Origin of the sequence: Actinophytocola algeriensis (assembly GCF_014203735.1) — a bacterium.
Taxonomy (GTDB): Bacteria; Actinomycetota; Actinomycetes; order Mycobacteriales; family Pseudonocardiaceae; genus Actinophytocola; species Actinophytocola algeriensis.
Window position 1 is genome coordinate 615,065 of sequence record NZ_JACHJQ010000006.1, and the last position, 21,486, is coordinate 636,550.

General features: G+C 71.8%; 23 protein-coding genes. 12 read left to right on the plus strand and 11 right to left on the minus strand.

Going from position 1 to position 21,486, the window contains the following annotated elements:
- The first annotated feature begins 125 nt into the window (after positions 1–125).
- From FHR82_RS29730 to FHR82_RS29750, 5 genes are all read left to right on the plus strand, one after another.
- Entirely contained in the window at positions 126–725 is a 600-nt protein-coding gene (locus tag FHR82_RS29730) for a response regulator transcription factor (RefSeq protein WP_311771336.1), read from the plus strand.
- Positions 726–836: 111 nt separating this feature from the next.
- Positions 837–1,235: an ATP-binding protein gene (locus FHR82_RS29735; RefSeq protein WP_184813860.1), complete on the plus strand. Its 399-nt coding sequence runs from the start codon at positions 837–839 to the stop codon at positions 1,233–1,235.
- Positions 1,236–1,272: 37 nt separating this feature from the next.
- Positions 1,273–2,691 (plus strand): PAS domain-containing sensor histidine kinase, encoded by a 1,419-nt coding sequence (locus FHR82_RS29740; RefSeq protein WP_184813861.1) that lies wholly within the window; start codon positions 1,273–1,275, stop codon positions 2,689–2,691.
- Complete coding sequence (locus tag FHR82_RS29745) at positions 2,688–3,083, plus strand: response regulator transcription factor (protein ID WP_184813862.1); 396 nt, start codon at positions 2,688–2,690, stop codon at positions 3,081–3,083. Before FHR82_RS29740 ends, FHR82_RS29745 begins: the two co-directional genes overlap by 4 nt.
- Positions 3,084–3,282: 199 nt before the next feature.
- The gene (locus FHR82_RS29750) at positions 3,283–3,681 is read left to right on the plus strand and encodes an STAS domain-containing protein (protein WP_184813863.1); all 399 of its coding nucleotides are present in this window, start codon (positions 3,283–3,285) and stop codon (positions 3,679–3,681) included.
- A 49-nt stretch (positions 3,682–3,730) separates the two neighbouring features.
- Here FHR82_RS29750 and FHR82_RS29755 read toward each other — a convergent pair whose 3' ends face one another.
- Positions 3,731–4,579: a DUF2382 domain-containing protein gene (locus FHR82_RS29755; RefSeq protein WP_184813864.1), complete on the minus strand. Its 849-nt coding sequence runs from the start codon at positions 4,577–4,579 to the stop codon at positions 3,731–3,733.
- Positions 4,580–4,718: 139 nt separating this feature from the next.
- Here FHR82_RS29755 and FHR82_RS29760 point away from each other — a divergent pair, with 139 nt between their 5' ends.
- On the plus strand, positions 4,719–5,375 hold the full coding sequence (locus FHR82_RS29760) for a HemK2/MTQ2 family protein methyltransferase (RefSeq protein WP_184813865.1): 657 nt from the start codon (positions 4,719–4,721) through the stop codon (positions 5,373–5,375).
- Positions 5,353–5,556 (plus strand): CDGSH iron-sulfur domain-containing protein, encoded by a 204-nt coding sequence (locus tag FHR82_RS29765; RefSeq protein ID WP_184813866.1) that lies wholly within the window; start codon positions 5,353–5,355, stop codon positions 5,554–5,556. The genes FHR82_RS29760 and FHR82_RS29765 overlap by 23 nt, the downstream gene beginning before the upstream one ends.
- On the opposite strand, the gene FHR82_RS29770 is transcribed toward FHR82_RS29765, so the two are convergent.
- From FHR82_RS29770 to FHR82_RS29805, 8 genes are all read right to left on the minus strand, one after another.
- Positions 5,553–6,554 carry an iron-containing redox enzyme family protein gene (locus tag FHR82_RS29770; protein ID WP_184813867.1) on the minus strand — a complete coding sequence of 334 codons (1,002 nt, stop codon included), beginning with the start codon at positions 6,552–6,554 and terminating at the stop codon, positions 5,553–5,555. The genes FHR82_RS29765 and FHR82_RS29770 overlap by 4 nt on opposite strands.
- Entirely contained in the window at positions 6,544–7,623 is a 1,080-nt protein-coding gene (locus FHR82_RS29775; protein WP_184813868.1) for a carboxylate-amine ligase, read from the minus strand. Before FHR82_RS29775 ends, FHR82_RS29770 begins: the two co-directional genes overlap by 11 nt.
- The gene (locus FHR82_RS29780; RefSeq protein WP_225943918.1) at positions 7,620–8,552 is read right to left on the minus strand and encodes a TIGR03557 family F420-dependent LLM class oxidoreductase; all 933 of its coding nucleotides are present in this window, start codon (positions 8,550–8,552) and stop codon (positions 7,620–7,622) included. Before FHR82_RS29780 ends, FHR82_RS29775 begins: the two co-directional genes overlap by 4 nt.
- A gap of 37 nt (positions 8,553–8,589) precedes the next feature.
- Positions 8,590–9,000 (minus strand): DUF6098 family protein, encoded by a 411-nt coding sequence (locus FHR82_RS29785; RefSeq protein WP_184813870.1) that lies wholly within the window; start codon positions 8,998–9,000, stop codon positions 8,590–8,592.
- Between the two features lie 100 nt (positions 9,001–9,100).
- Entirely contained in the window at positions 9,101–10,306 is a 1,206-nt protein-coding gene (locus FHR82_RS29790) for a cytochrome P450 (RefSeq protein WP_311771337.1), read from the minus strand.
- A gap of 2 nt (positions 10,307–10,308) precedes the next feature.
- Positions 10,309–11,067, minus strand: coding sequence for a thioesterase II family protein (locus FHR82_RS29795; RefSeq protein ID WP_184813872.1), 759 nt, complete (start codon positions 11,065–11,067; stop codon positions 10,309–10,311).
- Entirely contained in the window at positions 11,064–12,794 is a 1,731-nt protein-coding gene (locus FHR82_RS29800; RefSeq protein ID WP_184813873.1) for a non-ribosomal peptide synthetase, read from the minus strand. Before FHR82_RS29800 ends, FHR82_RS29795 begins: the two co-directional genes overlap by 4 nt.
- A gap of 416 nt (positions 12,795–13,210) precedes the next feature.
- Positions 13,211–13,585: a hypothetical protein gene (locus FHR82_RS29805; RefSeq protein WP_184813874.1), complete on the minus strand. Its 375-nt coding sequence runs from the start codon at positions 13,583–13,585 to the stop codon at positions 13,211–13,213.
- 167 nt (positions 13,586–13,752) lie between these two features.
- Between FHR82_RS29805 and FHR82_RS29810 the strand changes: the two genes are divergently transcribed.
- The 4 genes from FHR82_RS29810 to FHR82_RS29825 all read left to right on the plus strand — a co-directional run bounded on the left by FHR82_RS29810 (position 13,753) and on the right by FHR82_RS29825 (position 17,616).
- Positions 13,753–15,177: an MFS transporter gene (locus FHR82_RS29810; protein WP_184813875.1), complete on the plus strand. Its 1,425-nt coding sequence runs from the start codon at positions 13,753–13,755 to the stop codon at positions 15,175–15,177.
- Between the two features lie 62 nt (positions 15,178–15,239).
- Positions 15,240–15,881: a TetR/AcrR family transcriptional regulator gene (locus FHR82_RS29815; protein WP_184813876.1), complete on the plus strand. Its 642-nt coding sequence runs from the start codon at positions 15,240–15,242 to the stop codon at positions 15,879–15,881.
- Entirely contained in the window at positions 15,878–16,567 is a 690-nt protein-coding gene (locus FHR82_RS29820) for a DNA alkylation repair protein (protein WP_184813877.1), read from the plus strand. The genes FHR82_RS29815 and FHR82_RS29820 overlap by 4 nt, the downstream gene beginning before the upstream one ends.
- A complete protein-coding gene (locus FHR82_RS29825; protein ID WP_184813878.1) occupies positions 16,564–17,616 on the plus strand; it encodes a DUF2332 domain-containing protein in 1,053 nt (350 codons plus the stop codon). Before FHR82_RS29820 ends, FHR82_RS29825 begins: the two co-directional genes overlap by 4 nt.
- Before the next feature lie 261 nt (positions 17,617–17,877).
- Here the strand turns inward: FHR82_RS29825 and FHR82_RS29830 are convergent, their stop codons facing one another.
- Positions 17,878–18,963, minus strand: a complete 1,086-nt coding sequence (locus FHR82_RS29830; RefSeq protein ID WP_311771338.1) for a trans-sulfuration enzyme family protein — start codon at positions 18,961–18,963, stop codon at positions 17,878–17,880.
- A gap of 64 nt (positions 18,964–19,027) precedes the next feature.
- On the opposite strand from FHR82_RS29830, the gene FHR82_RS29835 reads away from it, so the two are divergent.
- Positions 19,028–20,194 (plus strand): aminoglycoside phosphotransferase family protein, encoded by a 1,167-nt coding sequence (locus FHR82_RS29835; protein ID WP_184813879.1) that lies wholly within the window; start codon positions 19,028–19,030, stop codon positions 20,192–20,194.
- Here the strand turns inward: FHR82_RS29835 and ddaH are convergent.
- Positions 20,148–20,915: a dimethylargininase gene (gene ddaH, locus FHR82_RS29840; protein ID WP_184813880.1), complete on the minus strand. Its 768-nt coding sequence runs from the start codon at positions 20,913–20,915 to the stop codon at positions 20,148–20,150. The genes FHR82_RS29835 and ddaH overlap by 47 nt on opposite strands.
- Positions 20,916–21,486: the final 571 nt, after the last annotated feature.

Consider the following 21,486-nt stretch of genomic DNA (forward strand, 5'->3'; position numbering starts at 1 on the left):
TCGGCACATGGACGAGGAAGACTGGGCGACACTGACTGGGCGAACCGACGAGATCTCAGGGCGGGAGAACGTTGCCACCGGGAACCAGTCCGCCGACGGACGCCAAACCCACTCGTGTCGTCCTGGTGGAGGACCACGACATGGTCGCCGAGGCCATGACCCTCGCCATGGCGCGCGCCGACGACATCCAGATCGTCGCGCGGGCCCACTCGATCGCCACGGCGGCGGACGCGGTCCGTGAACACGAACCGGACGTGGTGCTGCTGGACCGCAGGCTGCCGGACGGCGACGCGATCGGGTCGATCGGCGCACTGAGTGCCTCCGGCGCCCGCGTGCTGGTGCTCACCGGCGAGGCGACGGCGACGGTCGCCGCACGGGTCGCGGAGGCGGGCGGGGCGGGCCTGGTGCTGAAGTCGGCAGGCCTCGACGAACTGGAGGACGCGGTCCGCCGGGTGGCCGAGGGCGAGGCGGTGTTCGGGACGGAGTTCCTGGCCGGCGTCCTGAACCGGCTCACCGGCCGCACCCCGAGCGCGACGCTCACCACGCGGGAACGGCAGGCGCTGGACCTGCTGTCGAACGGCGCGAGCACCGCCGAGGTCGCGGCCAGCATGGGCATCGCCCACAACACGGCCCGCAACCACGTGCAGCGCGTCCTCGAAAAACTGGGCGCCCGCTCGAAACTGGAAGCGGTGGCCATCGCGCGCCGAGAAGGCCTGCTGGACTGACCTCGGGCCAAGGTCGCCCGCGCCCGCACCGCCCGCGTTGGTGCACCTGCACTACCTCACGCCCGTCATCCGCATCTCGCTCCGCTCCCCTGTCTGGCGGAAGGTGGAACCGTGGAGACACGTGCACCGGCGGTGGCCGAGCTCCGACTGGCCGAACGGGATACCAGCGCGGCCCTCGCGCGGCAGTTCGCGCGGTCGACGCTGGCCGCGTGGCGTACCCGCTGCTCGCACGACGACTTCGTGCTGGCCGTGTCCGAGCTGGTCACCAACGCCCTCCTGCACGGGCACGGCACGCCCGTGGTGCGGCTCGTCAACGGCGGTGACCGGGTTCGCGCCGAGGTGTGTGACGACAGCCCCCTGCTCCCGGTGTCGCACCGGGTGACTCCCACCAGCGGGCTCGGTCTGCGGGTGGTCGAGCAGATCTCGTCCGCCTGGGGGGCCTCTCGTCGCGGCCGCGGGAAGGTGGTGTGGTGTGAGCTGGCCACACTTCCGAACGGCGACCCTGCCTGACGAGCGGGACCTCCTGCCAGTGGTGCAGAGTTGGGACATGCAGCCCGATGACGGGTACCGAATGCTGGTGCGGAACGTCCGGGACTACGCCATTTTCATGCTGGACCCGGCAGGGCACATCATCAGCTGGAACGCGGGCGCGGAACGCATCAAGGGTTATACGGAAGACGAGATCATCGGCAAGCACTTCTCCGTCTTCTACCCAGCGGAAGACAGCGACAAACCGGCGCGGGAACTGCGCGAGGCCATCGCCAACGGCCGCCTCGAGGACGAAGGCTGGCGCGTCCGCAAGGACGGCACGCGCTTCTGGGCGAACGTCGTGATCACCGCGCTCTTCGACGACAACGGAGAACTCCGCGGCTTCGGCAAGGTCACCCGCGACATGACCGAGCGCCACCACGCCGAGGAGGCGCTGCGGGCGAGCGAGGAACGGTTTCGCCTGGTCGTACAGGGTGTGCGGGACTACGGCATCTTCATGCTGGACCCGACCGGCCACATCATCAGCTGGAACGCGGGCGCGGAACGCATCAAGGGCTACACCGAGGACGAGATCATCGGCAAGCACTTCTCCGTCTTCTATCCGGCAGAGGACGCCGGGAAACCCGAACGTGAACTCCGCGAGGCCATCGCCAACGGCCGCCTCGAGGACGAAGGCTGGCGCGTCCGCAAGGACGGCACGCGCTTCTGGGCGAACGTCGTGATCACCGCGCTCTTCGACGACAACGGAGAACTCCGCGGCTTCGGCAAGGTCACCCGCGACATGACCGAACGCCGCATCGCCGAGCAGGCACTCCTCGAGCGGCGGCGACTGCTGTCCCATTTCGTCGAAGCGCAGGAGCTGGAGCGCCGCCGCATCGCGTGGGACGTGCACGACGACTCGATCCAGGCGATGGTCGCGGTCGGCATGCGGCTGCAGCTGCTCGCGGGGCGGCTGCCGGACGAGCAGCGCCCGGTGATGGCGCAGCTGGAGGAGACGGTCCGGGCGTCGGTCAGCAGGCTGCGCAACCTGGTGGTGCACCTGCGGCCGACCGCGATCGACGAGCACGGGCTGGTGCCCGCGCTCACCGGCTACCTGCGGGACGCCGTCGAGGGCTGGGGGCTGGGGGCGAACCTGTCCGCCGACCTGGCCGTCGAGCCGCCGACGGCGACCGCGATCACCATCTTCCGCATCTGCCAGGAAGCGCTCAGCAACGTGCGCAAGCACGCGGGCGCCACGCGGGTCGACATCGCGCTGACCAGCACGGACGGCGGCACCCTGACCGAAGTGCGCGACGACGGCCGCGGCTTCCCCGACCCGGCCACCGGCCACCCGAACCGGCATTTCGGGCTGATCGAGATGCGGGAGCGGGCCGAGACCGCGGGCGGCTGGTGGTCGGTGGACAGCGTGCCGGACGAAGGCACGACCGTGCGGTTCTGGCTGCCCAACGCCCTCGCCGAGGTGGAAGGAGGGGCATGACGTACGAGGTACGCGTGCCGCTGCGGGTCCTCGTCGCGGACGACGACCCGATGATCCGCCTCGCGCTGTCCGAAGTGCTGGACGCGGAGGCAGACCTGCAGGTGGTGGCCATCGCGGAGGACGCGGTACAGGCCGTCTCCCTCGCCGAGACGCACGGTCCGGACGTCGCGGTGCTCGACGTCCGGATGCCCGGCGGGGGTGGCGCACACGCGGCCAGGGAGATCCGGGTCCGGTCGCCCCGCACGCAACTGCTCGCGTTCTCCGCCTACGACGACTCGGGCACGGTGGACGAGCTGAAACGCCTTGGCGTCCGGGAATACCTGATCAAAGGCGTCACGAACGCCGAGATCGTGGCGGCCGTGCGCCGCGCGGGGGCCGCTGTCCAGGCGTGATGGGTTGGGTGGACACCTCTTCCACACCGTGCGATGCTGGGTGGAGGTTGAGAGAACAGCCGAGACCAAGAGACGCTGAATCGCAGAGTCCTCTGCCGACGTGGGCAGACGGTGACGGCACACCGCATCACCAGCACCAACGCTGTGGTGGTTCTTTACTTTCTGGCGCTAACGATCAACCGTTTCACAGGGAGATCCGATGAGCCGCAACACGCGCAGAGCGGTCGTCCGGCGGGAGAGCGCGCACCAGCACTTCTCTGTTCTGCAGATTCACGAGCGGGACGACCTCGAGAAGATTCACCCGATCGGCGAGATCGACCTGTACACCGCGCCCATGCTCCGCGACGCGATCGCCGACACCGAGCGACGGCAGGTGCCGAACGTCCTGGTGGACATGTCGGAAGTACCGTTCCTCGCCCTGGTCGGCGTGCAGGTCCTGCGCGAGGCGAACGAACGCAGCACCGACGAACACCGCAGGCTGGCACTGGTCGCCCCGACCCATCCCGTGCGGCGCGTGCTCACCCTCACCGAGGTGACCGACGAGCTCGAGATCTACGTGACGCTGCCCAACGCGATGTCCGCGCTCACGCGCGTCTGACCCGCCCACCGGGACCCCGTGCCCACCTCGGGGCCCCGGTTACTCGACCTCAGCGACGGCGGCCTTCGCGGCCATGGCGTCCTTCGCGACCTTCCTCGAGGTCCACCTGCTCCTTGCGCACCGTGTCGGACACCGTCTCGGTGTCGGACACCGTCTCCTTGGCGAGCCGCACCTGTTCCACCGGCGTGGTTTCCTTCTTCACCACCGGCTTCTCGGCGTGGAGCGTCACCTCGTGCTCGGCTTCCGTGATGTCCGCGCCACGCATCGCGTCCGCGCGGTTGGCGTCGGTGATCGGCTCGCGTTCGAGCCGGACCTCCTCGTGCGACACCGGCACCTGCACCTGCTGCTGTTCGGTGACCACGTGCTTCACCAGCCGCACCTTGCCGGTCTCCACCTCTTCGGTCCCGACCCGCAGCCGCTCCTCCGAGCGGGTCATCGCGTCGCCACCGGTGTTCTCCTGGCGGCCGGCTCCCTGCCGGGTGTCCCGGCCACGGCCGGGGTACTCCCCGGGCTGCATGCTCGAGCCAGGGCGCCTGGGCTGCTGCTGTGAACGCTGCCGCTGGTCGTGCTCCCCGCGTGCCTGCGGGCCGAACCCGTAGTGGCGGTACAGCGCGGCCTGCTCGTCGTCGGTCATGTTGTCGTTCGTCGCCTCGATCCTCGGCGACTCCTTGACCTGTTCCTTGTCCACCGACACCTGCAGTTGATCCTCGTGGAACTCCGCGCGCTGCAACGGGACGAACGACTCCTTCAACCCGAACAGTCCGGTGTGCACGGACGCCCACAGCGGGTCACCGGTCTGCCCGTCCAGCCAGATCCGTTTGACGGAGCCGATCTTCTCGCCCCTCGGGTCGACGACCTGGCAGTCGTACAACTGGTTGACCATGTCCTGTCCGATCACGATTCTCACCCTCCATTGTCGACGGTCGAGCTGTGCCGCTCGGCGTGCCCGACTGAACAGCGGATATGCGCCGCCGGAGGACATCTCACCCGTACGGGTGACGAGGTTTGCCCGGGTCAGGGAGAGGCACTCTCACGCCATGTCACTGACTCGCCCGCCGGGGGTGTACCGGCCGCAGGACGACACGTGGTTGCTCGCGGAAGCGCTCGCCGAGGCCGGAATCCGGCCCGGCGCCGCCGTGCTGGACGTCGGTTGTGGCACCGGCGCGCTGTCCATCGCGGCCGCGACCGTGCGGCCGCGATCCATCACAGCCATCGACGTGTGCCGAAGAGCCGTGTGGGCCGCACGCGTCAACACGGTGCTGCGCGGTGTCCGCGCGGAGATCCGGCACGGTGACGCGTTCGCGCTGGTCGCGGGCCGCACCTTCGACCTGGTGCTCGCCAACCCGCCGTACGTGCCCGGTCGCGAAGGGCGGCCGCGCGGCCGCCACCGCGCGTGGGACGCGGGACTGGACGGCCGGGTGCAGCTCGATCGGTTGTGCGTCAACGCTCCCCTGCTGCTGGCCCCCGGCGGCACGCTCCTGGTGGTCCATTCCGGACTGTGCGACGAGGAGAAGACGTTGGCGCAGCTGCGAGGCGGCGGGCTGAAGGCCACCGTGGTCGCCCGCGCCGACGTGCCCTTCGGCCCGGTGATGCGCGGGCGGCGCCACCAGCTGGTGGCGCAGGGTTTCATCACGCCGGAACAGTCCACTGAGGAGCTGGTGGTGATCCGCGGTGACCGACAGGCGACCACGTAAGGTCCGGGTGGTACCCGACGGGCCCCTGCTGGTGGAGGGGCCCGTCGAACTGACCACCGACGACGGCGAAACCGTGGTGTCCGAGCGGTTCGTGGTCGCGGTGTGCACGTGCCGCCGCAGCAAGCGCTACCCGCTGTGCGACACGAGCCACCGCAGACGCGTGCGTACGGACAAAAGCTAGATCGGCCGCAGCAGGGAGGTCCTGCCTCCCTGCCACGCGGCGAGCACGTGCTCGCCGAAGCGTGCCTCCAGGAACTCCGTCGCCCGCACGCCGAACACGACGTCCGCCGCCAGGTCCGGTTCGCGGTCGAGGAGGTCGCCGACGACGTCGTGGCGCAGCACCTGCTCGTGGACCGCGTCCGCTTCCACGTGCTCGGCGAAGAAGTGGGTGACGTCCTCGCCGCCGCCAAGGCGCTGGATCGCCTTCACCATGCGGGCCGCGCTGGGCGCGGTGGTGATCTCGGCGGCCGCGAAGTGGCCCACCATCGCCGCGCGCAGCCTGCGGTGCAGGCCGAACAGCGACATCATGTTGACCACCGCGATCACCGGGGCCGGCACGTCGTCGAAGTAGTGCAGGTAGCCGGCGTCCAGGTCGGTCGCCGCCATCAGGTCCCGGTACAGCTGGGCGTGCACGCGGTCGGCGTGCCCGCCGCCGAACTCGTCGAACTCGACCGCCACCAGCGCCGCCTTCGCCCGCCCGGACAGGCGCGGGATCACCAGCGCGTGCGGGTCGGCTTCCTTGTGGTGGTAGATCGACCGGTGCACGACGTACTCGCGGAACTGCCACCACTCGCCGTCGTCCCGCAGGAAGTGCGAGACGCCGGTACCCGGCACCGCTTCGACCAGCAGCTCGTCGAGCACGGTGGTCACGTCGTCGGACGCGGGCACGGCCGCGCGCAGCGCCGACTCGAACACCCGCTCCAGCTCACGCCGGAACGCCAGCAGCTCCGGTGACCACTCCCAGTCCTCGTCGACGTCGACGAAACCCTGGTAGTGCAGCTCGTAACAGGTGTGCAGCGCGACCGCGAGGTCGGCGCCGAAGGGGTCGGCGCCTGCCACGCCGGTCACGTCGAGTGACGGCAGGACGCCGTCCCGCAACAGGGACACGACAGCACCGGACAGCGGCCCCCGCGCACGGGGCAGCACCGCGGCCAGCACCGGACGCGCATCAGTCCTCATAGGACACTCCTATCGCCAGCAGTCGCACCACGTCGAGGGGTTCACCAACCGCGCGCTGCCGTTCCGCACCGGTGCCGCGCCTCAGCACCCCCGCGAACAGTTCGCGCGCCGCGGCGAGGTCACCCGCCTCGGCCAGCGCGGGCGCGACCCGCACGATCAGCTCGTCGAGCAGTTCGGTGGCGGGTACCCGGTATCCCCGCACGGGATGCACGCCGACGCCACCGAGTCCGTAGCGCGCCGCGGACCACACGGCGGCTGCCAGCACCTGGTCGTCGAGCCGCGGCGCCTCCCGGCCGAGCGACAGGTCGCCGAGCGCGGTCGTGACCAGCGCCCGCGACAGCGTGGCCTGCAGCAACGCCCCGGACACGTCGACAGCCGTGTCGGCCACCCGCAGCTCGACCGTCGGCCACGTCGGCGACGGCCGGGCCAGCCAGAACGACTGGGCCTCGTCGAGGAGCACGCCGCTGTCGACCAGCCGCGCGACCCGCTCGTCGTAGTCGGCCGCGTCGTGGCACCACGGTGGCACGCCCGCGCCGGGGAAGCGGGACTGCTCCACGATCCGCCAGCTCGCGTAGCCGGTGTCGCGGCCTTCGTGGTACGGCGAGTTCACCGACAGCGCCAGCAGGGTCGGCAGCCACGGCCGCAGGTGGTTGCACACGGCGACCGCGGTCTCCCGGTCGAGCACACCGACGTGCACGTGGCAGCCGCACGCCTGGTAGTCGCGCACGACGTCGGCGTACCGGGCCGTGATGCTCGCGAACCGGGCCCCGTCGGCCGGCACCGCGGCACCGCCCAGCGGTGACGTGCCGCTCGGCAGGAGCCACACCCCGCAGCTGCGTGCCGCGGCGGCGAGCCGTGCCCGGCCGGCCATGAGCTCGTGCTCGAGGTCGTCGAGCGAGGCACACGGCACGGTCGCCGCCTCCACCTGCGTCTGCGACAACTCGGCGTGCACGGCACCCGGCACGGGCTCCTCCCGTGCCGCCTTCAGGACTTCTGGAGCGGCAGGCACCGCCCGGCCCGTCTCCGGGTCGGCCAGCAAGAACTCTTCTTCGACACCGAACGTGCTCACAGCCGCGGGGCTACCTCCTCGCGCCAGAAACGAAAGAACTCGTCCTGCCTCGGCCCGATCTGGGCCACGTACACCTCGTCGAACCCGGCGTCCGCGAAGGACCGGACCCGCTCTGCATACGGCTCCGGAGCCGGACCGGTTGGCAGCGACAGCATGTCACGCGTCACAAGCGTGCTCGCCTGCTCGAAGTGTTCCGGCTGCGGCAGGACCTGGGCCAGCTCACCGGGCAGCCCCTCGTTGGGCCAGATCCGGTACGCGGTGTCCAGCCCCTCGTCGACGGTCGGCGCGTGGCACACCTTGAACCCGCCCTGCGCGGGCCCCTTGCCGCCCGCATCGCGGTAGGCCCGCACCAGGTCCGCGTCGGGCATGACGCAGACGAACCCGTCGCCGATCCGGCCCGCCAGCTCGACCGCCTTCGGCCCGAACGCGGACACGTACACCGGCACCGGTTCGTCCGGCAGCGTGTAGATGCGGGCGTTCTCCACCGTGTAGTGCTTGCCGTGGTGGCTGCGGCTGCCGCCACCGTGCAGCGTGCGGATGACCTCGACGGCCTCCTCGAGCATCTCCAGGCGCACGGCCGCGTTCGGCCACGGGTCACCGAGGATGTGCTCGTTGAGTGCCTCGCCGGACCCGACGCCGAGGACGAACCGGCCGTCGAGCTGCACCGCCGCGGTGGCCGCCGCCTGGGCGAGCACCGCGGGGTGGATGCGGACGGACGGGCAGGTCACGGCGGTGGTGACGGGCAGGTCGACCGCCTCGGACAACGCCCCGATGACCGACCAGACGAACGGGCTCTGCCCCTGCTCCCCGTTCCACGGGTGGAAGTGGTCGGAGATCCAGAGGCGCTCGAACCCGGCGTCCTGCGCCTGCTTCGCCTGCCGCACGAGTTCCTTCGGCCCGAACTCCTCGCAGGACAGGAAATATCCCATGCTCACCATGCGGCGCGAGTACCCGTCAACCAGGAGATCAACCGGAGTGCGTTGCCTGACCCGCGTCGAGCTGCTGCTGGTAGCGCAGGCGCGCGGCCGCGAGCAGCTCGTCGGACAGCCACGCGATGGGCCGGACCTCGGTCAGCAGCGGTTCGTTGTCCGGCCCGAAGTCGACCACCCGGCCGGTCAGCACCCAGGGCCGCGCGCCCTCGTCCAGCTCGCGGAGGTACTGGCACACGGCACGGGCCACCCAGTCCTCCGCCGGCCGGGTCCACCACCTCGGCGGCCACAGCGGGTTGGCCGAGACACCGGACATGAGCAGCCCGCTCTCGTGGTCCTTGCTCGGGTGGGTCGCGTCGGCTTCCGGTCCGGGCGAGTACCGCAGGTAGACGGCCTCACCGTGGTCGATCAGCAAGGTCAGCTCACTGAGCCGGTCGAGGGTCGGCATGGCGGTCATAGTCCCGGAGTGCCCACGCGCGGCCGGGTTATTCCCTGGCCCGGCCACCGGGCCGGCGCCTCGAAGGCGGACGGCCACCGCAAGCCGCCACTCACCCTCCTGCCGCCGAGGGCACCAGGCGCACGGGCAGGGTCCGCAGCCCCCACGTGAAGTTCGACGAGTTGTAGCGCGGCTCACCCACCTGCTCGATCCGGTCCACTCTGGACAGCAGCTCGGTGAGGAACGCGGTCAGCTCCAGGCGCGCTACGCGGGCACCGATGCAGAAGTGCCTGCCCGCACCGAAAGTGACGTGCTTGTTCGGGGTGCGGTCCGGGCGGAACCGGTCCGGGTCGTGGAACACCGTCTCGTCCCGGTTGGCCGAGGAGTTCCAGATCGTCACCCGGTCACCGGCCTTGATGGGGACTCCGCCGAGCTCGGTCGGCCTGGTCACCGTGCGCAGCGCGTGCACGCCGGGACACGTGAACCGCAGTACCTCCTCGACCGCGGACGCGATCCCGGCCGGCCCCGCGGTGCGCAGCCAGTGCCAGTGCACGGGGTCGCGCACCAGCTCCAGCACGGCACCCGCCATCGAGTAGCGGGTGGTCTCGTTGGCACCGGCGAGCACGCCGTTGCAGTTGAAGATGACCTCCTCGTCGGTGAGCTCGCGGCCCTCGACCCCGCCGCGCTCCCGCTGCCGCGCCTGCGCGATCATGCTGATGAAGTCGTCGCCCGGGTCCTCGCGCCGTTCCATCAGCAGCTCGGTGAACAGCAGGAACAGCTCGCCGTAGGCGGCGACCCGGTCCTCGTCGGCCTGCGCGTCGAACGCCTCGGTCGTGGTGTCACCGACCCATTCCCAGTGCTCGCGCGGCAACCCCATCAGCTCGCACACGACGTGGTTGGGGATCTTCTTGGCCACGTCGAGGAAGTCCACCTCGCCCTGGTCGACCGCCTCGGCCACGACCGTCGCCACGGTCCGCGACACGACCTCCTCGATACGCGGCATCGCCGCGCGGCCGAACGCGCGGCCCACGACCTGCCGCAGCTGCGTGTGGCCGGGCGGGTCGGTGACGATCAGCATCCGCCCCGCGACCGCCTCGACCGCCTCCGGGGTGCTGTCGAGCCGCATCCCCCGCTGCGAGCTGAACAGGTCGTCGTCGCCGTAGACGTGCATGACGTCGGCGTGCCGCGTCAGCACCCAGAACCCCGGCCCGTCCGGTTCTTCGTGCCAGTACACTGGTTCGTTGGCGCGCAGCCACGCGAAAACCTCGCCGAACTCGTTCCGTTCGAACAGACCCGGGTCCTTCAGGTCGATCCGCACCCTCACACTCCTTGCCGCGGTGGGGAGAACGCCGGGGAGAACAACGCACGCAGCGCGGCGGCCGCGTCGGGTTCGTCCAGGCAGAAGCCGTGGCCACCCGCGAACTGCCGCGTGTGGAAGACCACCTCGGTGTAGCCCGCCCACCCTGCGATGTGGTCGGCAGTGACGATCTCGTCGGCCGCGCCGCCCCAGGCGTGCAGCGGGCACGGCACCGGCGCGCCGCCAGGGTCGGTGTAGGTCGCCGACAGCTCCGCGTCCTGGGTGAGGAGCTCCATCACCAGCTCACGCAGGTCACCGTCGAGTTCCGTGGCGGACAACAGGTTCGCGAACGTCTCGAGGCCGCCGTCGGCACCCATGCTGCCGGCCGCGCGCCCGCTCAGGTGCGGCGGCCGCGACGCGGCGACCACCAGCGCGCTCGGGGTGTGCGTCTCCGGCAGCGCCCTCGCCACCTCGTAGCCGAGCAGCCCGCCGAGGCTGTGTCCGAACAGGACGATCGGCAGCCCGGCGGGGACGGCCGCGACGAGCGCGGCCACGATCTCGGCGACCGCGTCGGCGAACGTGCCGGGGAACTCGTCGGTGAACCGGTTCTCGCGGCCGGGCAGCTGCACACCGACGACGGTCAGGTCGTCGTGGGTCTCCTGCCAGGAACGGAACACCCCGCACCCGGAACCGGCCTGCGGCAGGCACACCAGCACCGGCCGTGCCCCGATCGGCGCGAAGGGAACGAGCCAGCCCGGTGTTCGCTGGTTCGCTCCGCTCACGACTCGGCCAGCCGATCCAGCTTCCTCGCCAGCTCGGCGGGTGTCGGGTGGGTCAGCAGGTCCTTGATGGACAGACGCAGCCCGGTCACCTTGCGCAGCGCGACCACCGCACGCGACGCGAGCAGCGAATGGCCGCCGGAGGCGAAGAAGTTCGCGTCCACGTCGTACACCGGCCGGGGCAGCACGCTGCTCCACACCTCGCACACCTGCCGCTCCCGTTCGGTGGCGGGCGGTCGGCCGCCCGCCGCCCGCGCGGTGGCGACCAGCTCGGCGAGGGCCTTCCGGTCCGCCTTGCCGTGCGCGGTCACCGGCAGCTCGGCCACCGCCTCCACCACGGCGGGCACCATGTAGTCCGGCAGCAGGTGCTGACAGCGGCCGGTCGCCGCCTCGGCGGCCGCCACCGGGTCGACGCCGGGCTCCGGCACCACCGCGAGACCGAGCGCGTCACCCGTGGCCAGCACGAACGCCGACGCGGCGCGGACCTCCTCCGCGTCGACCGCGGTCCGCTCCACCTCGCCGAGCTCGATGCGGAACGCGCGGATCTTGACCTGGTCGTCGACGCGGCCGAGGAACTCCAGCTGCCCGTCGGGACGCGGGCGCACGCGGTCCCCGGTGCGGTACATCCGGCCCTCGTCGAACGGGTTGGCCACGAACCGCGTGCGCGTGAGGTCCGGCAGGTTGCGGTAGCCCAGCGCGACCCCTGGCCCGCCGAGACACAACTCGCCGTCACCGCCCGGTGCGACGGGTTCACCGTCGGCGTCGAGCACGTAGGTCCGGTAGCCGGGCAGCGCGCGGCCGATCGTGAGCACGTCGTCGCCCGCCGCGCTGTCGGCCCACGTCGCCGCGATCGTGGCCTCCGTGGGGCCGTACACGTTCAGCACGCGGTGCCTGCCCGCGAACCGGCGCACCAGCGCGGGGGTGGCGGCCTCCCCCGCCACCACGACCACGTCGACGCTCGGCATGTCGTCCGGGCACGCCGCGTACAGCGACGGGCTCATGCAGACGGTCCTCGGCGCGACCGAGGCGAGCGCACCGGCGAGGTCCGTGCCATCGCCCGCGGTGTCCACGATGGCGACGCCCTGGCCGTGCACGAGGTAGAGCAGCGTGCACCAGAACCAGCCGTCGAACGCGGGCGACAGCGGGTTGAACCCGACGCCGCCGGGGGTGAGGCCGAGCGTGGCGAGGGCGGCGAGGAACGTGCCCAGCGCGCCGTAGCCGATCTCGACGCCTTTCGGCCTGCCGGTCGTGCCGGACGTGTAGACGATGTAGGCGCACTCGCCGGGTGCCGGGGCTGTGGCCGGCAGGCCGGTGGCCGTGGCCGTCCGGTCCACGACACGGAGGCCGGAAACCGCGACACCGGCGGGAAGTTCGCCCAACAGGAGCCGCACTCCCGCGTCCTCGAGGATGAACGCCAGCCGGTCGGCCGGGTGGCGGTCGTCGAGCGGTACCGCGGTGGCGCCGGTGTGCCACACCGCGAGCAGCGCCGGGACGGTCAGCGCCGACCGTCCGAAGGCGAGTCCGACCGCCACACCGGGCCCGGCGCCCTCGGCGCGCAGTGCGGAGGCGAGGTCCCGGACGGTCCTGTCGAGTTCCGCGAAGGTCAGCACCCCGTCGGGTGCGGTGACGGCGGTCGCTGCCGGCAGCTGCGCCGCCCACCGGTCCACGGCGTCGAGAACGAGTCCGGCCCCGGTGTGCGGGGCGACGCCGGGTCGCGCGGTGATGGTCATCGGCTCTCCATCCCAGATCGGATCCGGCGGGATTCTAGGGCCAAAATCCCAACGAATCGTTAAGCAGAGCGTGACGAAACCTCTGCGGCAGACCCTTCAACGCCGGGACCAGCGACGACGATCGACGGAGAATTTTTTATCAGTTTGATCGAAAACTGGTAATTGATCATTGCCCGTTTGAGGACGCACGGCTACTTGGCCGCTACGCGTTGTGGGACGAATGGGCTATTTACAAGGGAGTTATCCTCGCAGCGTCGCGGGTCGACTACCTGCAGCGAGACAGCGGGCGAGGCATCGGTGCGCGCATCCGCTCAGCGACACCGCGCAAATGCGGGTGTCATCTTGGGCCATTGAGACGGTCCGCACCGGACGGTTCCTGTGACGTTTGGTGACGTTTCCCGCGCCGGGACCGCGGCTCAGGAGAACTTCTCGATGAGCCACGCGCACACCTGCGGCTCGTCCATCTCGGGGAACTCCTCGACGAACGTGGCGAGCGCCCGCTCGGCCTCGTCCCGGTCCAGCCCGCGCGCGGCCGCCGCGCGCAGGTAGTCCTGCCGTGCGGCGACCGGACGGCCGCCACCGGCCCCGCGCCCCGGCAACCCGTCCCGCCACGTGGCGATCACGGCCAGCTGGTCGGACCGCCACCCCGGCGCCCCGTCGACCACGACGTCCGGCTCGGGGAACGGGTGCCGCGAGTCGCTGGGGTAGCGCTCGCGCCACTTGTGCACCGCGTGCCTGCTGACCCCGAACGCGTCGGCCACCCCGACGACCCCGAGGTAGTGCCTCGTCATGCCGCGCACGCTACAACATCGTCAACGAGAGAGACAACGTTGGGTGGACCGGGTTCGTCGCGGTCGGCGATCAGGAGCGCGGTCGGCGTTCGCCGCCTATTGGAATGAAGCGTTCCGTTCTGCTACATTGGAACGGAATCAAGCATTCCGTTCCCTAAGGAGTCCCCGTGACCGCCACCCTCGACGCGCCCGCCCCGGTCGCGACCGCCGCGCACCCGCGGCGCTGGCTCGGGCTGTTCGCGATCCTCGGCGCCGACCTGCTCAACCTCCTCGACTCCACCGTCGGCACCATCGCGGCACCCGCGATCCGGGCGGACCTCGGCGGCTCGACCTCGACGTTGCAGTGGATCGCCGCCGGCTACACGCTGGCCATGGCCGTCGGCCTGCTGGTGGGCGGTCGGCTCGGTGACATGTACGGCCGCAAGCGGATGATGATCGTCGGCGTGGTCGGGTTCCTCGCCGCGTCGGCGCTGTGCGCGGTCAGCTTCTCGCCCGAGATGTTGCTCGCCGCACGGGTGCTGCAGGGCTTGTTCGGCGCGGTGATGGTGCCGCAGTCGTTCGGGCTCATCCGGGAGCTGTTCGGCGGCGAGGTCGGCAAGGCGTTCGCCCTGCTCGGACCGGTGATCGGGCTCGCGACCGTCCTGGGGCCGGTGGTCGCGGGGCTGCTCGTGGACGCCGACCTGTTCGGCACCGGCTGGCGGATGATCTTCGCGATCAACATCCCGCTCGGCCTGTTCGCCCTGGTCGTCGGCAGCCGGGTGCTGCCGGACAGCCCGCCGGCCGCCCGCGGTCAGCGGCTCGACGTGCGTGGCGCGCTGCTCGCGGCCGCCGGGATGTTCCTGCTGGTCTACCCGCTGACGCAGGGCCACGAGCTGGGCTGGCCGCTGTGGACGTTCGGCATGCTGGCGGCATCGGTCCTCGTGCTCGCGGCGTTCGCGACGACCCAGCGCGGCGGTGACACCGTCCTGGTCCGGATGTCCGTGTTCGCCAGGCGGTCCTACACCTCGGGCGTGGTGTTCGTCCTCGCGTTCTTCGGGGTGATCACCGGGTTCTCGCTCGCCGTCGGCCTCTTCCTGCAACTGGGTCTGGGGTACTCGCCGCTCGAGGCGAGCCTGACGATGGCGCCGTGGGCGGTGGGCGCGTTCATCGGTTCCGCGGTCGGCGCGAGCGCGCTCGCCGGGATGGGGCGGCGCGTGCTGCACCTCGGGCTCGGGCTGATGATGGCCGGCCTGACCTGGCTGTACTTCTCGCTGTCGGTCGACGGCCCGCCGATCGCGCCGCTCGCGGTGTTCGGCGCGGGCATGGGGATGATCTTCGTGCCGTTGTTCGACATCATCGTCGGCGACCTGTCCGACGACGAGGTCGGCTCCGCGTCGGGGGTCCTGACCTCCGTGCAGCAGCTGGGCGCGTCGCTGGGCATCGCGGTGCTCGGCACGGTGTTCTTCTCCAACGCCGCCGACGCCGGGGTAGCGGGGGCAGCGGTGTTCGTCGACGCGGCGAAGGTCGTCACGCTCGTCGCGATCGGGCTGACCGCGGTCACCTTCGCGCTCGGGTTCCTGCTGCCCCGCAAGGCAAAGGCCGCCGCGCACTAGTCCGCCTCCCCGAACCCGAAAGAACACGCTCTAACCTGACGACACGTTTCAAGGAGGTTCCGATGCCGGCTCCGCTCAGCGGCCGCAAGGCGCAGGCCGCCCGCAACGACGGGCTGATCGTCGAGGCCGCGCGCGAGGTGTTCGTCGCCGACCCGACGGCGCCGATCGCCGCGGTCGCCGAGCGGGCCGGCGTCGGCATCAGCGCCCTGTACCGGCGCTACCCCAGCAAGGAGGACCTGCTGCGCAAGCTGTGCGCGGACGGCCTCACGCTCTACACCTCGATCGTCGAGAAGGCGGTCGAGGCGAGCGGTTCCGGGGGCGACCCGTGGGAGTCGTTCGCGACCTTCATGCGCGAGGTCGTCGCCGCCGACACCCACTCGATCACCAACGCGCTGGCGGGCACGTTCACCCCGTCGCCCGAGCTGTACGAGATGGCTCGGCGGTCGGGCGAGCTGAACGAGCGACTCGTCGCGCGGACCAGGCAGGCCGGCGTGGTCCGCGCGGACCTGGACGTCGGCGACCTCGGCGCGTTGTTCGGCCAGCTGGCCGCGGTGGGCGTCGGCGACCCGGCCCGCGACCACGACCTCCGCCAGCGCTACCTGACGATCATCCTCGACGGCCTGCGCGTTCCGCCGGTCACGACCAGCCTCCCGAGCCACGCCCCGACCCTCGAGGAACGGGCCCGGCAGTGGGTGCCGGCATGAGCGCGCTGCAGGCCGACCTCCGCGCACACGCCACGGCGGAGGACCGGGAGAAGACGACCGCTCGCCTTCCGGAGGGCTACCCGGTCATCGGGGTGCGGATGAAGACGCTGTTCGACGTCGCGAAGGCCCACTCGGGGATGCCGCTCGACGAGGTGTCGGCCCTGTTCGACGAGCCGGAGTACGAGGCACGGCTGGCCGCGGTGTGCGTGCTGGACATCAAGGCCCGCGCCGCGCGGCTCCCCGCCGACGACCGGCGCGCACTGTGCGAGCTGTACCTGGCCCGGCACGACCGGATCGACACGTGGGACATGGTCGACCGCGCCGCGCCGCGGGTCGTTGGCCAGTACCTGATGGACCGCCCGCACGACCCGCTGTTCACGCTGGCGCGCTCGGCGAACCCCCACGAACGCAGGACGGCGATCACCGCGCCGCTGTACTGGGCGCGGTACGGCACGCCTGCGCACCTGCCCGACCTGTTCCGGCTCGCGGAGGCACTGCTGGGCGACGACGACGTGGTGGTCGCCAAGCCGGTCGGGATCGCGCTGAAGTACGCGGGCGTGCTCGACGAGCCCGCGCTGCTGTCCTTCCTGGAAACCCACGCGGCGCGGATGCGGCGCCCCGCGCTGCGGTACGCCGTCGAGAAACTCGCCCCGGCACAGCGGAGCAAGTACGGCCCAGGCCGGTGAAACGCACGCTCGCCGAGGTGTACCGGCGTTTCGGTGAGGTCGACGCCGCCGGGACGTCGCCGTTGTACGAGCGCGTCGCGGTCGGCATGAGTGAGTCCGGTGCGGCGCTGCGCGCCATCGAGGCGGTACCGGCGCGCAGGCGGCACCCGACGGTGGTCCTCGCCGCGCTGCACGACCTCGCCCTCGCCGGGCGGGCCCCGGCACTCGCCGCGGCCTACGCCGCCGGGGACGGCGACGCCGCCGCCCGCGCCGCGGTCGGCACGCTGCTGCGCATGACCGACGCGGTCGTGGCCACCGCCAGGAGGACGCGGGCCGACGAGACCGGCCGCCACGCGGTGCTGTACCCGGTCATCGCCGAGGCGGCGCGCCGGGTGGGCGCGAACGCGGTCGGGCTGATCGACGTGGGTTGTTCGGCCGGGCTCAACCTCACCGTCGACCGCGTCGGCATCACCTACGACAACGGACAGTCGCTGGGCGAACTCTCATCTCCGGTGCGGGTGTCGGCCTCGGTCGTCGGCGACCGGCCCGTTCCGGCGGCGGCGGTACCCGAGGTCGTCGCCAGGATCGGCATCGACCCCGATCCGGTCGACGTGACCGACGCGGACGACGCCCGGTGGTTGCGAGCCTGCCTGCCCCCGGACCAGCCCGCGCGGATCGCACGGCTCGACGCGGAGCTGGCGCTGGCGGCGACGAGCCCGCCGCTGCTGCTGCGCGGTACCGCCGTCGAGATGCTGCCTGACGCCTTCGCCCAGGTTCCCGAGGACGCCCTGCCTGTCGTCATCACCACGTGGGCGCTGTCGCACGTCGCGCCCGAGAGCCGGCCGCGCTTCCTGCGCCGCATCGAGGAGGCGGCGGCAGACCGGCCGGTGGCGTGGGTGTCCGCCGAGGGTGTCGGTGTCGCGCCGACGATCCCGACACTCGGCGACCGCCCCGCCTCCGGTCACAGCATCATCGGTCTGGCGGTGTCCGACGGGCCTGCCCTGCGAGCCGAGGCCGTCGGCCGCTGCTGGTCGCGGGGCCGCTTGCTGGCGTGGCTGGCGGACTCCTAGCCGATCAGGTCGGTGAGGGCGCCGACGACCGCGTCCGGGTCCTCCTCCGGCACGAAGTGACCGGAGGACGGGAAGTTCACCACGCGCTCGTCGCTCCCCCGTGTTCCTTGGCAGGTCGACCGCGATCACCAGGTCTGCGGCCAGCCGGGCAGCAGCACCAGCGGCTCACCCCGGCCGCCAGTCACGTAGCGCAGCCCGGCCGCGTGCCCGGCGCGCGGGCCGAGGACGCCCCGTCGAACAGCACGACGACGAGGCGCGGCGTCACCCGAGCGCGGTATCGAGGTCCGCCCACAGGTCCTCGACGTGCTCGCAGCCCACGGACAGCCGCAGCAGCGACGGCGGCACGTGCTCCTGGCCCGCGAGCTTCGCGCGCCGCTCGACCGTCGACTCCACGCCGCCGAGACTGGTCGCCGCGTTGACCACGCGCAGGGCCGCGCACACCGCGTCGGCCTCGGCGGCGCCGCCTGCGACCTCGAACGACAGCATCGCGCCGAACCCCGACATCTGCGCCGCCGCCCGCTTGTGGCCGGGGTCGGACGGCAGCCCCGGGTACCGGACACGGCTGACCTTCGGGTGCTGCTCCAGCCGCTCCGCGAGCACCCCGGCCGACTCCTGGGCCTGCCGGACGCGCAGCGCGAGGGTCCGCACGCCGCGCACGGCGAGGAACGCCTCCATCCCGCCGGGGGTGGCGCCCGCGAGCACGCGGTTGGTGCGCAGGCGCGCGGCCAGTTCCTCGTCCGCGGCGACGGTCAGGCCGATCAGCAGGTCGGCGTGGCCGCCGATGTACTTGGAGCCGCTGTGCATCACGATGTCCGCACCCAGGGCGAGCGGGTTCTGCAGCAGCGGCGTGGCGAACGTGTTGTCGACCGCGACCGGCACCCCTGCGGCCCGCGCGCCGGCACACAGCGCGGGCAGGTCGGCGACGTCCATCAGCGGGTTGGTCGGCGACTCCAGCCACAGCAGCGCGGCGCCCTCCGCGGCGGCGAGCACGGCGTCGGTGTCGGTGATGTCCCGCAGGTCGACGGTGTGACCGCGGGCCGCCACCAGCGCGCGGACGGCGGTGTAGGAGTCGGCGGGCACGACCACCCGCGACGCGGCGGGCAGCAGGTCCACGACGGCCGCCACCGCACCCATGCCCGACGCGTACGCCGTCGCCGTCCCGCCCTCCAGCCGCCCGACGACCTGCTCCAGCGCGTCCCAGGTCGGGGTGCCCTCGTTGCGGGCGTAGTCGTACTCGCCGCCGGCGCGGAAGCTCGACGCGAACACCGGCGGCACGTTCAGCGGCGCGCCGGGCTGGTCCGCGCGGCCGGCGCCGACGCAGACGGTCTCCGTTCGTGGTGTGGTCACGGGTGCCAATGTAGAACCCGAAACTCGGTCGCGGCGCGTGGTTTGCGCCGGGACACTGCGTGCCGTGGGGAAATCCGTCACCGCCGTGGTCACGTCCGGCGGCGCACCCGTGGGGGCGGTGGGACCGTTCGCTGTGGACGCTCCGTGGTGGGCTGAGGTCGAGACGGTCACCACGCATCTGGGCGTGGTGCTCGGGGTGCCCGCGTACGTGCTGCGGCTCATGCGGGTCGATGGCGGTCGTGTGCCGAAGGGCGGGCATGTGACCTACCACGTGGAGGCACCCGGCACGACCGCGTCACTGCCGCCGGCCGACCTCGACGGCGACGACCCGCTGCGGGCGCACTACGCGACCGCCGACGGTCTGCGCGCGCTGTTCACGTGGGCGCGCGACACCCTTGCGGGGCAAGGGATCGCGGTGACCGGCCCGATCGCACAGCGGAAGACGTGGAACCTGGCGGCGCTCTTCCGGCTGCCGACCGACCGCGGTCCGGTGTGGTGCAAGGCACTGCCCGCGTTCGCCGCGGACGAGGCCGTGGTGATGGCGGAGTTCGCCACCGTCGACGCGACGCTGGTGCCGGAGGTCCTCGGCGCGGCGGAAGGACGGCTGCTGCTCGCGCACCTGCCCGGCGAGGACTGCTGGCACGCACCCGACGCGGTGCTGGCCGCGGGCATCCACCGGTACGTCGCCGCCCAGGCGGCGCTGACGCCGCCTGCCTGGCTCCAGCACCGCGACTACGCCACCGAGATCGACGCCCTGCTCGACCGCGATCTCGGCCTGACCGCCGACGAGGTCGCCGCCGCGCGGGCCATGCGGCCGGGGTGGGCGGAGCTGGCCGACTGCGGCCTGCCGACGACGATCGTGCACGGCGACTTCCACTCGGGGAACTGGCGCAGCGAGGACGGCGGCCCGCCCTCGGTGCTCGACTTCGCCGACGCGCACGCGGGCACCCCGGTGCTCGACGGGCTGCGGGTCACCGAGTTCGGGGACCCGGCGCGGACCCCGGCCGCCCACGCGGCGTGGGTGGCGGCGTGGCGCACCGCGTGCCCGGACAGCGACCCGGCCCGCGCGCTCGCGGTCGGGGAACCGTTGTCCCGGCTGTACTTCGCGGTGCGGTACCAGGAGTTCCTCGACGGGATCGAGACGTCCGAGCGGATCTACCACGAAGGCGACCCGGCCTCGTGCGTCAGGGAAGCGCTGCGGTGTCACGCAGCCGCACCGACAGGCACGTGACGCAGCCCTCGAGCTTCTCGAACTCGCTGATGTCGACGACGACCGGCTCGAGGCCCCTGGCGCGGAACAACGCGGCGGACTCGGGCGCGCTCGCGGCCATGAGGACCCGGTTGCCGCCGAGGAGGACCACGTGCGAGCCGCCTTCCTCGGGGACGGGCTCGAACCGGTCGAACACGGTCGGGTCGTCCACGAGCGGCGGGTAGCCGATCACGGTGCCGTCCGGCAGCGCGGTGACGGCTGACTTCAGGTGCAGCACCTTGGTGACGGGCACCGGGACGACGGTCGCCTCGGGGAGGTGCGCGGCGAGTTGCCGGATGCCCTCGTCGTTGGTGCGGTCACCGCGGCCCACGTAGATCGTCTCGCCGATCTTGAGGACGTCGCCGCCGTCGAGCGTGCCCGGGGCCTCGATCCGCCGGATGTCGTAGCCGTCGAGGGCCGCCGCCACGCCGTCGGTCTCCCCTCGTCGTTCCGGCGCACCGGACCGGGCGAGGACGGCGGTCTTCCCATACACGACAACGGGGTCTTCGACGAAGACCGCGTCGGGGCAGTCGTCGGCCGGTTCGACCTCGACCACGTGCCAGCCTTCCGCTTCGAGCGCTTCCACATAGGACTCCCACTGCCGCGACGCCAGCGCCGGGTCGACGGGGAGCCGTTCGATGTGCGAGATGAGGCCCTCGGCGAGCCGTGGGCCGGGCCGCCGCACCAAGACCGTGATGGACATGCGGTCCAGGTTAGCCACCCGCCCCGACCCGCCGCCCGTCAGCCGCGAAAGTCCCCTTTCGGGACGCTCAACGTGATGAAGGACCCCTTCGTAACGTCCGGCGCGATGAAGGACCCCTTCGTAACGTCCGGTGTGATGAAGGGCCCCTTCGTTGCGCTCACCGTGATGAAGGACCCCTTCGCACACCCGGCGTGATGAAGGACCCCTTCGTTGCGCTCACCGTGATGAAGGACCCCTTCATCACGCCCGATGTGACGAAGGGCCCCTTCATGACACCGGGCCACGCCCTGAAAGCGCCTTTCACGGCACGAAGGCCAACCGAGCACGGGCGGAAGCCCGCCACAAGGGGCTCCCTGCCATCCCGTCGACCTGGCGAAGCCCGATCACACCGGCTCAAGGGGGCACCAAACAACCCAACCGGCGGCAAACGCTGGAACCGCCCCCTTGAGCCGGTGTGATAGCCCGTAGGGAGGTCGACGGGATGGCAGGCAGACCCGCACCCAACCGCAGCCAAACAACGAAACCCCAAGCCATCCCAGAGACCTGCCCCTCCGGCGAGGAGCCCCCGGAG